This window comes from Pseudomonas sp. KBS0710, from assembly GCF_005938045.2.
Taxonomy (GTDB): domain Bacteria; phylum Pseudomonadota; class Gammaproteobacteria; order Pseudomonadales; family Pseudomonadaceae; genus Aquipseudomonas.
Genome location: NZ_VCCF02000001.1, coordinates 2,442,371 through 2,455,212, shown reverse-complemented (window position 1 = coordinate 2,455,212; position 12,842 = coordinate 2,442,371). Strand labels below are relative to the sequence as shown.

The window sequence follows — 12,842 nt, the reverse complement described above, 5'->3', positions numbered from 1 at the left end:
GCACCACAGGGTAGCGTGAACCGCTCATGGAATAAAACCGAACGCCGCGCCGCCAGCGAGGTCACAACCCTGAGGGCTCGGGGTTGATTGCCCCCGCCCTGCCCACGCGCCGCCGCTGCTTTATGGCCGCGCGTACCCCCATAAGAAGGAGACGCTTACATGGTCACTCACTTCAAGGTCGCCGGGCATCTGGCTTGCGGCCATCACGGCACCAACCTCACTTCCAGCACCGAGCTGAACCGAGTCAAATGCCGCACCTGCCGCAATACCGACGCCTACAAAGAAGCGCGCCGCACCCAGCGCAACGCTGCCCGCCGCTCAGCGCGCAAAGCCAAAACCCATACTGCTGTTGACTGGCGCAGTGCCTGGACGCAACGCCTCACCGACCTGCCTGGGCTGCAGCGCCTGCCACGCGGTTTCAGCGGGCAGCCATTTGTCTGAGCTAATCAGGCTTTGAAAACAGATTAACCCGGTTCCCATCGGGATCCTGCAGCAGCGCAGACGTATTGCCCCAAGGCATTTTCGTCACCGGCATCAACACGTCTGCGCTGCGCAATTTAAGCAACATCGCCGCCACATCCGCCACCTCAAATTCCAGAATCGCCGAGCGATTACTCGCCGCGACGGCCAAACCTTGGTTGTGCAGGCGGATCAAGCGTTCATCGCTGATCGCCAGGACCAAACCCTCGAAATGAATCTCGGCAAAACCCTCGGCAAGGCGCCGGGGCTCGAGGGTGGACAGGTTCTGGTAGAACTGTATGAGTTGTTCGAATTGCTGGGTGACGAGGCGCACAGAGGCGAATTTCATGGGCGTGACCTGCACTGAATGTGAGGGCGTACCTTAATTCAGGGCAGTGTCAGTTTTTGTCAGGACTGTTGGCAAAAGTGGCGGGAGCGAGCCGCGCGGGTCGCTCAGAGTCGATCCCGCGCGATGCCGCTGCGAATTCGAAGAATATCGGCCAGCACTGCCAACGCGATTTCCGCCGGGGTCTTGCTGCCCAGATTCAGACCGATAGGCGCGTGAATGCGCGCCAATTCGACCTCGCCCAAGCCGCCAATTCGGCGCAAGCGCTCAACGCGCTTTTGTGACGTCTGCATCGAACCCATGACACCGATGTAAAACGCGTCGGTGCGCACGGCTTCCATCATGGCCAGATCATCAATGCGCGGGTCATGCGTCAACGCGACCACCGCCGTGTCGCTATGGCAGCCGCCTTCGGCGATGAACACCGACGGTAACTGGCGACGAATTTCGACGCGCACGCCTTGCTCACTGTCTGCAAACACACTGCGCGCACCGCTGGCCAGATCGACCTCGCGAATTAATCGGCGCTGGCCCAGCAACGCGGCTTGCAACTCGCGCAAATGGGCCTGAACCACGCAATCGGGCTCAAGCCTCTCCACCAGCACATCAAGCATGCCACCACAGGGCAGGCTCACGTGCGAGCGCGGTGCCTCGCCGTCGCCATAACGCACAACGCTCACCGCCTCTGCAAACGCGCCCTCGGCAACCCGTTCAAGGAAGTCTTCCTCAACGCAACCACCGGACAGCGAGCCGATCCATTGACCGCCAGTGTTCACCGCCAACAGCGAGCCCGGCGCACGGGGCGCCGAACCGTAGGTGGCGAGTACCGTGCACAGCCAAACCTGCTGGCCCGCTGTCGACCATTCCAGCGCCCGGCGAATGACTTGCAGATCGAGATGCTGCATGTCAGTGCGCCTTGTGCTCGGCTGGCGGTGCATCGGCCGCAAGCTTCTGCACGTCGCTGACCGCCAGCTCACCCGACTGACCGCCCCAACCCTGGCGCAGATAGTTGAGCAGGTCGGTCAGCTGTTGGTGATTGAGTTTGTCGGCAAAACCCGGCATCGGTTGCATGCGTTCGAACCCGGTGAATTGCTGCTCGCCGATGCCGTCCTCGATCACTCGTAGCAGGTTGCGCGGATCTTCCAGGCGCAACGTGGTGTTGCCGCGCATGGCCACCGCGATATGCGGCTTGCCCTCGCCGTTCGGCGCGTGGCAACCGGCGCAGCCGTTCAGATAGTCCTGACGACCGCGCTGGGCACTTGGGCTCATGGCGTCCAGCGACGTTTCGCTCAGCACTTTGGCCACCGGCGGTTGATCGCCCAACAGGAAGGTCGCCATGGCCGCCAGGTCTGGATCGGTAAGGCCCTGGGTGCTGTTGTGGAACACCGGGAACATCTCGTTGAACATCGTGCCCTGGGCACTCATGCCGTGCTTGAGAAACGTGCTCAGGTCCTGATGATTCCAGCCGCGAGCGGCCAGGTCATTGGCCAACAGACTGGGCGCCAAATAGCCGTTGAGCACGCCGCCGGTCAGGCGTTTATCCTGCTGCATCGCGCCGGGCAAGCCCCGTGGCGTGTGGCATTCACCGCAGTGGCCGAGCACTTCAACCATGTATTGGCCACGCTGGAACGCTGCGCTTTTGCCCTCGGTCGGCGCAAGTTTCACATCCTTGCCGTAGAGCATGTTCCAGCCCATCAGGCCCAGACGCACGTTGAACGGAAAGCTCAGGCGGGTAACCGGCGCCGCACGCTCGATGGGCTCGACGGTTTTCAGGTATGCATGGATCGCATCCGAATCTGCACGGGGCATCAGGTGGTACGAGGTGTACGGCATCGCCGGATACAGATTCGCGCCGTCCCGGCGTTTGCCTTCGGTGAGCGCGGCGAAAAATTCGTCATCGTTGTACAGACCAATGCCGTGCTCTTTGCTCGGGGTGATGTTGGTGCCATAGATAGTGCCGAACGGCGAGACGATCGGCAGACCGCCCGCAAACGGCGCGCCACCCGGCGCGGTGTGGCAGGCCATGCAATCAGCGGCGCGCGCGAGGTATTCACCGCGTTTGACTTGATCGTCCGCGTGCGCCAACAACATCGGCGCGGCCAGGCCAACCGCCAGCGCAAGGCGGGAAAGTAGTTGCTTCATGCTCAACCCTCCTTGACCAGGCCGAGATCGGTCAGCACGTTGCGGGTCGCGTTGTAGTAACGCACGTAGCCGGTGCAGCGGCAGATGTGGTGGCCGAGGCTGTCCTCGATGACCTTTTCCAGCTGACTTTTGACGATGGGCTGACGCTGCAGCTTCTCCACCAGCACGGTCGCGGCATTGACGAACCCCGGTGCGCAGTAGCTGCACTGGAAGGCGAATTCATCGACGAAGCGCTGCTGGATAGGGTTCAGTTCAGTGACTTTGCCCTGCTCATCGCGAGTCGCATGGCCTTCGATGGTGCGGACTTTTTTGCCTTCGAAATAGTGTGCACCGGTGATGCAGGTGCGCACTTCTTCGCTGGTGCCGTCCGGGTTGTCGACGATCACCACACAGGCGTGGCAAATACCCTGGCCGCAGCCGAGCCGCGAGCCGGTGAGGTTTTTGTATTCGTGCAGGTAGTCGATCATCGGCAGGTCATCAGGGATGTCCACCGGGCCGACGGATTGACCGTTGAGGGTCAGTTGAAACGGACGGTTAGCCATTGAGGGCCTCCTTGATGCGCGCAGGTGTAATAGGCAGGTCGCGGACACGTTTGCCGATGGCGTGGGCCACGGCGTTACCGATGGCGCCAACGATCGGGATCATCACCACTTCGGCAATGCCCTTGGACGGGTCGCTCGGCGACAGCGGCGGCAGGATTTCGGACGTCTGCTTCCACACGGCAACGTGTCGAGCCATCGGCAAACGGTAACGGTTGAAATTCCAGTCACCCTCCCCCGGCCCGCCTTCGTACAGCGGCATCTCTTCCATCAACGCATGGCCAATGCCCATGGCGATCCCGCCTTCGAGCTGGCCCTTGACCAGCTCCTCAACCAGCACCCGACCGCACTCGATCCACGAGTGATGGTTGAGCACTTGCACTTCGGCGGAGCCCTTGTTCACTTTCAATTCCACCAGCGTCGCGACCGGGCTGTAGTAAGTCACCGCCGCGTTGTTCAACTGGGTGTCAGGGTAGTGAACGTTCTGGCGATCCAGCAGGTGGAAACCGTTGCTGGTCATCTGGGCCAGTTTCGCCTTCGGCGCGCCGTCGCCGTACTTCACGGCCAGACCGTCGAGCGGCAGGCGCTCACGCACGCCGTCGATGCTGTAGTCGGCCTCGGCCCAGCTCCAGCGGTTGAAGCCGTGCACGGTGGCGCCGGTCACCAAGCCTTTTTCGTGGGCGTGTTTGGCCAATTGCTCAAAGCTCAGCGGCTGCATGCCGTTGGCGGTGAGCTTGCCGTCGACCCAATGCGCGTCTTCGCGGCGCACCACATACGGGTTGGCCTGGCCGCCGTAAGGGCCTTGGCCCCAGATCTGCAACGCCGCCGGCCACAAGCCGTGGTTGAACAGCACCCGGGAGGCTTCACGGGTGGCGTGGCTGAAGTAGTACGCCGAATTGGTCGCCGACGAGGCCGACGCGAGTTTGCCGACCCAACGCGGGTTGCGCAGGAAACCATCCTGTTCGGCCTGGCTCATGACGTAAGGGTTGCCGCCAGTGATCAGTTGCAACTCTTCCCATTCGGTTTCGCCGGTCTTCACTTGCGTGGCCGGGATGCCGATGAAATCCGCCACCACCAGCGCTTGCGAGGTGGACATGCCGGTGCCGATTTCAATGCCGATATGGCGCAACGTCACGTGGCCTTCGGCGGTGAACTCGATGCTGGCCATCGGTGCCTCGGAACCGGTGCCGAAGTCTTTTTGGCAGATGGCAAAACCCACGCCATACCAGTTATCCGGGTCAGCGGCTTCGCGGGTCTTTTTGATTTGGTCGCGGTTTTTCCAGACGTCGTGGGCAGCCGCTTTGTCGAGAATTTCGTGTAAGCGCAAAGCACCAGCCGGCACCGCACCCTGAGTGTTTTTCATGCCCGAGAGCATGGCGTTTTTTTTGCGCAGGTCGATGGCATCGATGCCCAGACGCCCGGCGATTTCGTCGACCATCATCTCGGTCGAGGCCATGCTTTGCAGGGTGCCGTAACCGCGCATCGAACCCGCTTCAACCGCGCGGGAATGGTAGGCCGTGACCTGCAAATCGTTCTGCGGCATGTAGTAGATCGACTGCGCTGCCGTGGCGCCAACCGCCGCCACCGAAGGGCTGTAGTTGATCCGCCCGCCACCATCGACGTTCATCTCGGCGCGAAAAATCTGGAAACTGTGATCGTTTTTGTCCACCGCCAATTGGTAGCGGATGTCGAACGGGTGACGCTTGATGCCGCTCTGGAACTGCTCATAGCGGTCGTTGGCCAGGCGCACCGGGACACCGGCGCCGTATAACGCGGCGAGGGCTGCGTAGTAGACAAAAATGTTGTGGTCCTTGGAACCGTAACCAACGGTGTAGCCCGGGTGCATGTTCAGGTTCGCCAGGCCGAAGCGCGATGGCGCGATCATCTTCGCGGTTTCGGTGGCGGCTTCCAGCGGGCACTGGGTCGCGACCACAAAGTGCAAGGTCTTGGTGGCCGGGTCGTACCAGCCGTTGCCGTTGTCCGGCTCCATCGCCGCCGGTTCAATCGATGGGGTTTTGTAGCGCTCGTCGAACACCAGCCAGTTATCGGGCGGCGCGTCGATTTGCTGCTGCATCCGGTCGGCGTAAAACAGCCCGCGCTCGGTCAGGTTGCCATGCAGGTCCGGCTGGGAATTCCACACCGGCCGACGGTTTTTCAGCATCGGGAACAGGATCGAATCCTTGAGGCTGGCGAATTCATCTTCGTCCGCCGAAGTCGCACCGCCGACGCGCACGTAGCGGAAGCTGCCGTAAGGGTCACGTTCGTAGTACGGCACCTGGGCGCCGTAACGGATGGCTTTGTCATTGAATTTGAGTTTGGCCTTGGCCTGGCGGAAACGCTCGAAGTCGTTCCAGATCAGGATCGCCACAGGGTGCCCGATGAACATCGGCACCTTGCCTTCCGGCAGCAGCGGATCCGGCGCGTGTTCTTCCGGGAAGACGATACCGTCCTTGTCCAGGTCGGCGGCAGTGACGATGCGGTCAGGTTGCAAGTCGGCACCAAGCCACGACAAATCGTAGCCGGCGTAAATGCGATCGGCCTTGGTTGTTTTCAGCAACATGGCGTGGCCCTGCTGCTGGGGCCAGCCTGGCATGTCCTTGGCGCGGATGTCGCGGGCAAAGACCTTGCTGCCGCAGACCTTGGACAAGGCGTCGTTACGCGAGCGCGCCTTGCCGTTGTTACCGAGCCATTGCTCGGACGGCACGGTCACACTGTTTTCCATCAAGGCAGCCAGCGCCTGGCTGCTGAGCGGTGTAAGCGTCACGCTCACACCCGCCACCAGCCCGCCCTGAAGGAACGAGCGCCGGGAGATATCACGGTTGGACATGGATCATCCTCTGGGCGGTTATGGGTCCGCCCTTTTAGTTATGTACTGGGGATCTCGATCCTTGCAGGAGCGCTTTCGCCGGAAGCAAAAGGCTTGAATTGACAGTGCAAAGCTGACCGAAAGGTTAACTTTATAGGTTTCTGCGCTTGCCGCAAACAATCTGTTACAAAAACCGAGCAAAGAATCAACGCGTTGCCGCTTTGCTCTGAGTAAAAGCAAAGGTCGCGAAGGATCAGGGGAATGTCAGGATGGCTACACACGCAAAGGGATCGGCAAACAGGTCATGCCGACAAAACGAGCGGTGGAGTTTTCTAATTTTGGGGAGCACAAACGAAAAAGGGCTCGCATGAAGAATCATGCAAGCCCTTGATATCTATGGTGCCCGAACCCGGAATCGAACCGGGACGCCCTTACGAGCGGGGGATTTTAAGTCCCATGCGTCTACCAGTTTCGCCATTCGGGCGGTAGCGCGGTGTTGCAGGGTTGGGAATATATAGACCCCGGCGCTTGGATGCAAGGTCGAGGCGCACCTTTATCGTGCTCATCCTGAGCTGAAAAACCTTGTCAGATCAGTGATCTACGCAGCCAACCTGGCGTTGCACCAAACGGGTTAGCTGACTGTCCTGGGCCGATGCCACGGGTTAAATGCAGCACTCGTTTTCCAGAATCAGCTAAGTTGAAGACTTTGGCGACACCAAAACCAATGATCAAACAGGAATGATCGCAATGCGCACCTTTTCAATCCAACATATAGATCATGTTGTTTTACGCGTGAAGGACATCACCCGCAGCCTGGCGTTTTACACTTCGGTACTGGGCTGTGAGGTCAAAAAGCGCCGTGACGACCTCGGCATGATCCACCTGAGTGCCGGGACGTCCCTGATTGACCTGGTCGATGTGAACGGGTCGATCGGTCGTGAAGGTGGGGAGCCGGCGGGCAAGCAGAGGCATAACGTCGATCACGTCTGTTTGAGGGTTGAGCCATTTGACGAGTCGGCCATTCTTAGCCACTTGGCTGATGCGGGGGTGTTCGCGGAAAAGGCGCAGAAGCGCTATGGCGCAGACGGGACAGGCTGGTCGATTTATGTTAACGATCCGGATGATAACCGGATCGAGCTGAAAGGCCCTGCCGTTTAGTCTGGTTGCATGGAGGACGGCGAACGATACGTTTATCGTGCGCCATCCATAGCCCTCAACGCACTAGTCAAACGCGCCGTTAAGCACTTCGTAGATGATCCCGGAGGCAATAGCCACGAGGATCAGATCCGTGCCTGCCTGCTGCCATTCGTAGCCGTCGTAATGAGGCAGCCTGCCGAGTAATCGGCCGTCCAGCTTTTTCGCAATCCCTGGAGGCAGCGGCTTTCCTCGGGCGAGGTTCTTTTGTATGCCAGGGGGCAGTTGTGGGCCAGGCCGCCAATAATCACGATAGCCACCGAGCACGCCCAGCACGCTGCCTCGATCAATGCTGGGGCCATATTGCGAACCGCCGCCTTTGCCCTTCTTGCCCTGCCCGCCTTGGCCGTTGCCGTTGCCGTTGCCATGGCCTTGCCCCTTTGCGTTACCAGGATCAGCCAACGCCGTCGCCGAGCCCGCGACCAGGGCAATGCAAGTGATGACGACTACCAACGAGCGAGATTTGAACATGATCATTCACTCCAGAAGGGACTGCCCTTTTGAATATAGATCGAATTGCCGAAATCAGTAGCGCTCGCCCATTACGGAGCGCTCAAATGTAGCTCGCTCAACTTTATAAAAACGATTCTCTTGCGAACGCCCAGCGAACGTTTTTACCGAAGTATGCGAAAGCTGCCCGCCGATTTTCTCCATTGCCCGTTGCGAGCGAATGTTGTCGGCGCCGACGTGGAACCATACGGTATCGACCCACTGAAAGGCGTGCTTGAGCATCAGTTGTTTAAGCTCGCCATTGGCCCCGCCGCCCCATTTTTCACGCGCCAGAAACGTGTACCCGATAGCCACCTCACGTTGCGTCTCACTGAAGTCGTAGTAACGAGAGCTGCCCACCACCCTGTTGTTCTCACGGTCGATCACCACCAGTACGCTGGGTGACGCCAGCGCCTGTTCGAACCACTCGCGAAACACCGGCTCCTGGTAGCGCGTGGGGCTGGGGTGCTGGGCCCAGATCAACGGGTCGCAGGCGACGCCATACAGGGCCTCGAAATGCCCGGCTTCCAGCGGGAGCAGCTCAAGTAACGTGCCCTTGATAGAGGGCGGGATGGGTAGCGATTGCATCACTGTGCTCCAGGCGCTGAGGGTGCCAGATCATCGCGCAGGTGCACGGTACTCGCAAGAACCGGAGAGCCGCAGTGAAGTTACGCCCCCACTTCTCTGTTGCGTACAGGTGCCACAAGGCTGGAATCAACTTTCGCCATGAGCTGGGTGAGCGTGTCGAGATCCGGCAACGGCAATGCACTGATCAATACCTTTTCCTGACGGCATACCAGAAACGCCGGTATACCCGATTGCCGCTCATCGTAGATCATTGCGTAATGCACGTACGGGTTGTCCATGCAGAACGAAAACAGATCAAATTTCACGCCCTTCACCAGCGAAGCGTTGATGATCAGTAGGTCCAATGGCGCGCAGTCATACTCCAGTGCGCTTAATACCTCCTCCAGTCGGTGCATCGGTGCGATCCGGTAGTAGCCTAGATGGTTCAGGGCTCGCTCTATTCTCAACCGAGAAAAGTGCTGGTCATCTGCGATCAGAATCCTGAGTGCTTTATTTGGCATCTTTCGCATCCTCGCGATCAGTTTTGCGTACTCCATCACTGATAAGTAATCGTGAACGTCGCCGACGCGTTGGCCGGCCCCGGCGTGACCTTGGTCCGGGTTTGCAGATAACGGGCGCGCAACGGGATTGAATAGCTGCCCTCGGTCGCTCGCAGGGCCAGGCCGCTGTTTCGATTCGTCGCTAAAGGCAAACCGATTCCGTTAGGGGTTGCGACCTGCACACCTACGCCTGTGGCGGCGAGTGCACTGCCGCCCGTTGTAGGGTCGAGGCTCAGCACGCCATTGCCCGCGTTGATCGCTGCCCGTGCCGGGTCGACGCGATATTGCAGGGTATTGTTGACCAAGGCGCCAGCGGTGCCCGAGCCGGAGGGTGAATTGCCGCTCTGGGAAATCCAACCGGGACCTGTAGCCCCGAAGGTGCCCGTAAACGCCGGGCAATCATTTAATCGAATGGCAAAATCGACCCAGGCGCTGGCAGTGTTTACTCCGGTAAACGTCTTGGTCTGATGTGTACCCATAGGTACGTTCACATCCGGCGTGCTGCAGGTGCGCGAAACAATCTGGATGGTGCCGGAAATACCCATCTTGAACCCGTTCATTCTGGCGTCGCCAAAAATGCCAAACAGGCTCACGGTCGGCAACGTGCTGCCGATGAGTACACCCGGCGTCACGTCGCCCAGCTTGATCAATATCAGTTCAAAGTTGGCGGGACCAGCACCCTTGGCATCACCAAACGGAATAAGGCATCTGTAACCCTGAGTGCAGTTGGACGGCTGTGTACTCGTGCGCCTTGGCAGCAAGCCGCCCGTGCTGTTGAAGGCCACACCCAGCCCTGGAATGCTGGTTCTGTAGACTTTGTTGGCATAGGTTCCGCTGGACCAATTGGCCAGGGCGGAGGTGGTGTCCACCGTAAACTCGGTCCACATTTGAAACGGGGCATACAGGCATTCAAGCGTCGGCGTCTGGCCTCCCGCGATAGTGAATTTCTGTCGATACACCTCAGTGCCCACGGGCACATCGCGCCCAACGCTGATGGAGGATATCTGCAACGGCATGGAGCCCACTGCTGGCTGGATACCATTCATGTACGTGCAGGTAATCGCCATAGCCGTGTTGGCTGCGGCCCACAACGCCATGACTGCCAATCCCGATTTGATCAATGCCTTCACGTTCATAACGGTACCTTTTGCATAGTGTTGGGCCGCACGCTGTCAGCGACCTGTTTGCCTGCCGCGCACACGGCGTCCAACTGCTGCAACTGCTGGCCCTCGCCCGGGCCTGGCGGAATCACCAACGCGCATTGCTGATGCGCTTTGCTGCCCCAATGGATCAGCAATTGACGGGTGTCCGGCTTGATTCGTGCGTAGAGCTGACCGCCCTGCCCGACCACGCCCACCGTGGCGCCTTCGCCGTCCGTTACGCCGGCACCGAACGGCAAACTGTTGCCATCGTCCAGGCGCACATTGAGCAGTACTGCGCGACCTTGGTTGGTGGTGTATTTGAGATGGACAACGGCGCCGGCACGTGGCGCGACTTGTTGACTGGTTTCGTTGAATTCGACGTCCAGAGAGCTGCCGATCGGGTCGATGGCGACCTCGTTCAGCTCATAGGGCCGCAAGTACGGCACCACGGCGTTACCGCTTGCGTCGAGCCTCAGACCTGGATAGCCCGACACCTTGGCACCCTGCGCCCCCGGCGCGCTGATCACCGCCATGGTCTCGCCACGATAAGGCGTCATGGTCACACCGTTGGTATGGGCCACCAACGTGCCGCTGGCGCCCAGGGAAGCACTCGTATAGCCATCGCCACGACCCAGTGCGGCACTGAGCATCGAGCGGGCTCCGGTGTACTGCCCATTAAGCGCGACACTCTTGGTATTGCTGCCACCGTCATGCCCGAAGGTCGCGCCGTAGCCATACTGGCGATCCTCGCCGGCGGTGCCGCTGATTCCGGCCTGCTCGCTGTAGTTGCCCCGAGTGTCGCGGCCAACCTGCGCGGTCATCTGCGGCCCATAACCAGACCCGCCGAACTCCAGCGGCATGCTCAGGGTCAGCAGAAAGCTGTTCTGCATATCGCCCAGGCCCATGCGGCTGCGGTTGGCATTCAAGCTGAAACTCACCCGATTGAATTGCTTGCTGTAACTGAACTGGTACTGCACGTCGCTGCCCGGCTGGTTCCAGTAATTCTGGGCATAGCCGCTGAGAGTCACTTGGCCCCACGGCCCGAGCGTCTGGTCAGCGGTGATGGACAGGCGGCTACGCGGGCGTCCAAACAAGCTGGCGTCCCAGCCATTTTTTTCGGCGTCCAGCAGTTGCACGGCATTGCTGAAATCCAGGTAATCACCGGTAGAAAAACGATAAGCCGCCACCGAAAAGTTACTGCCCGTGCTGAGCACATTCTTGCTGTAGGACACACGCATGCTCTGCCCTTTGGCCGTACCGGCCGCCAAGTCGGTCTGGGCGTGGGTCACGTCCAGCGCCATCGCACCGATGGGCGTGCCAAATGCCACCCCCGTGAGCAGCGCGGTGTACTGGTTGCTCGATTGCACACCGCCAAAGCCGGTGAAGGTGTTGTTAAGGCCGTATTGCAACGTGCCCTGCAGCAGGCGTGCCTGTTGGTCGACGAAGTTATTGCGGGTTTCACCGGCAGTGACGCTAAAACGCGAGGTGCCGGGGCGCAGTAACTGGCTCACCGAGGCATACGGCACGATAAAGTTCTGTTCGGTGCCGTCTGCCTCGGCAACGCTCACGTTAAGGTCGCCGCCGTAGCCAGTGGAATACAGGTCATCGATGACAAATGCGCCGGGCGCCACCGTGGTTTCCAGTAAGACATTGCCAGCCTGGCGAATGGTGACACGTGCGTTGGTGCGGGCAATGCCGCGGATGACCGGGGCATACCCGCGCATGGAGTCAGGCAGCATGCGGTCATCGCTGGCCAGCTGCACGCCGCGAAAGGACAAGGTATCGAAGATCTCACCGCTGGTGTTGGACTCCCCGGCCGTAAACTGGCTTTTCAGCGCTGTCACATCGCGCTGTACGTAAGTGTCCAGGGCCTGGTACTTGTTGCCCTGGCGCGACTGCCAGCTCATCGACGCGTTGTGGCGCAAGCGCCAGTCACCCAGGTTAAGGCCCGCATTGAGGCCCATGAACGCCGAGTCATAGTCGCCGCTGCGGGTACGGTTGCGATTGGCATTGAATGTGTAACCGAGCATGCCGGCAGTCACGCCACGGTCCCACAGCTCAGGGCTGACGTAACCCCGGGAATTGCGCTTCAAGGCGGCCTGGGGGATGCTGAGATCGAGCGCCTGGTTCTCCGGTGAAAAACTCGCGCTGGCGCCCTGGATCAAACTGCCCAGAGCCACGCAGCCTTGGTTGCCAAGCGTTTGGCCGGCCGCCGACGACAGCTTGGCCATGTCCACACCCTGACGTTCAAGCAGGCCATGGTCCATACACACCACCGGCTTGCTGCCGTCGGGCTGCGCCTCAATGCGAATGTCCTGGCGGCTGTTCAGTTGGCCGTTGAGCAATACATCGGCGCGGTATTGCCCCGGCGTCACCGGGTTACCGGCCTGGTACTTGCCGAGGTCAAGATTGCGCGAATCCTCAGGCAGGAATGCGTCGTTGAACTGCACCTCTTGCGCCAACGCGCCTTGTACGCCCCATGCACCAGGCGCGATGGCCAGCACCTTGAGTACCAAGGTCGTAAGCGGATTCAAGGCAAAGCGAGGCTGTGCCCGCAGGGCGAGCCCGGAGCTGGAAGAGGTTTGCATAGATGACTCG

General features: G+C 60.1%; 12 protein-coding genes and 1 tRNA gene. 2 read left to right on the top strand and 11 right to left on the bottom strand.

Annotated features, from left to right (window positions below; all coding sequences use genetic code 11):
- The first annotated feature begins 159 nt into the window (after positions 1-159).
- Positions 160-441 (top strand): hypothetical protein, encoded by a 282-nt coding sequence (locus FFI16_RS11305; protein ID WP_017138846.1) that lies wholly within the window; start codon positions 160-162, stop codon positions 439-441.
- A 1-nt stretch (position 442) separates the two neighbouring features.
- On the opposite strand, the gene FFI16_RS11300 is transcribed toward FFI16_RS11305, so the two are convergent.
- The 6 genes from FFI16_RS11300 to FFI16_RS11275 form a co-directional block, all read right to left on the bottom strand.
- Positions 443-808 carry a VOC family protein gene (locus FFI16_RS11300; protein WP_138817810.1) on the bottom strand — a complete coding sequence of 122 codons (366 nt, stop codon included), beginning with the start codon at positions 806-808 and terminating at the stop codon, positions 443-445.
- A gap of 104 nt (positions 809-912) precedes the next feature.
- Complete coding sequence (locus tag FFI16_RS11295) at positions 913-1,710, bottom strand: XdhC family protein (protein WP_138817809.1); 798 nt, start codon at positions 1,708-1,710, stop codon at positions 913-915.
- 1 nt (position 1,711) lies between these two features.
- Positions 1,712-2,947 (bottom strand): cytochrome c, encoded by a 1,236-nt coding sequence (locus FFI16_RS11290; protein WP_138817808.1) that lies wholly within the window; start codon positions 2,945-2,947, stop codon positions 1,712-1,714.
- A 2-nt stretch (positions 2,948-2,949) separates the two neighbouring features.
- Complete coding sequence (locus tag FFI16_RS11285; RefSeq protein ID WP_138817807.1) at positions 2,950-3,489, bottom strand: (2Fe-2S)-binding protein; 540 nt, start codon at positions 3,487-3,489, stop codon at positions 2,950-2,952.
- Complete coding sequence (locus tag FFI16_RS11280; RefSeq protein ID WP_138817806.1) at positions 3,482-6,313, bottom strand: xanthine dehydrogenase family protein molybdopterin-binding subunit; 2,832 nt, start codon at positions 6,311-6,313, stop codon at positions 3,482-3,484. Before FFI16_RS11280 ends, FFI16_RS11285 begins: the two co-directional genes overlap by 8 nt.
- 376 nt (positions 6,314-6,689) lie before the next feature.
- Positions 6,690-6,776: transfer RNA gene (locus FFI16_RS11275), tRNA-Leu, on the bottom strand.
- Positions 6,777-7,039: 263 nt separating this feature from the next.
- Here FFI16_RS11275 and FFI16_RS11270 point away from each other — a divergent pair.
- Complete coding sequence (locus FFI16_RS11270) at positions 7,040-7,450, top strand: VOC family protein (protein ID WP_138817805.1); 411 nt, start codon at positions 7,040-7,042, stop codon at positions 7,448-7,450.
- 63 nt (positions 7,451-7,513) lie between these two features.
- Here the strand turns inward: FFI16_RS11270 and FFI16_RS11265 are convergent, their stop codons facing one another.
- The 5 genes from FFI16_RS11265 to FFI16_RS11245 form a co-directional block, all read right to left on the bottom strand.
- Positions 7,514-7,957, bottom strand: coding sequence for an anti-virulence regulator CigR family protein (locus FFI16_RS11265; protein ID WP_138817804.1), 444 nt, complete (start codon positions 7,955-7,957; stop codon positions 7,514-7,516).
- Between the two features lie 54 nt (positions 7,958-8,011).
- On the bottom strand, positions 8,012-8,563 hold the full coding sequence (locus FFI16_RS11260; protein WP_138817803.1) for a GNAT family N-acetyltransferase: 552 nt from the start codon (positions 8,561-8,563) through the stop codon (positions 8,012-8,014).
- Between the two features lie 80 nt (positions 8,564-8,643).
- Entirely contained in the window at positions 8,644-9,063 is a 420-nt protein-coding gene (locus tag FFI16_RS11255; protein ID WP_138817802.1) for a response regulator, read from the bottom strand.
- 35 nt (positions 9,064-9,098) lie between these two features.
- Entirely contained in the window at positions 9,099-10,238 is a 1,140-nt protein-coding gene (locus tag FFI16_RS11250) for a fimbrial protein (RefSeq protein ID WP_138817801.1), read from the bottom strand.
- Entirely contained in the window at positions 10,235-12,832 is a 2,598-nt protein-coding gene (locus FFI16_RS11245) for a fimbria/pilus outer membrane usher protein (RefSeq protein ID WP_256666248.1), read from the bottom strand. The genes FFI16_RS11250 and FFI16_RS11245 overlap by 4 nt, the downstream gene beginning before the upstream one ends.
- Positions 12,833-12,842: the final 10 nt, after the last annotated feature.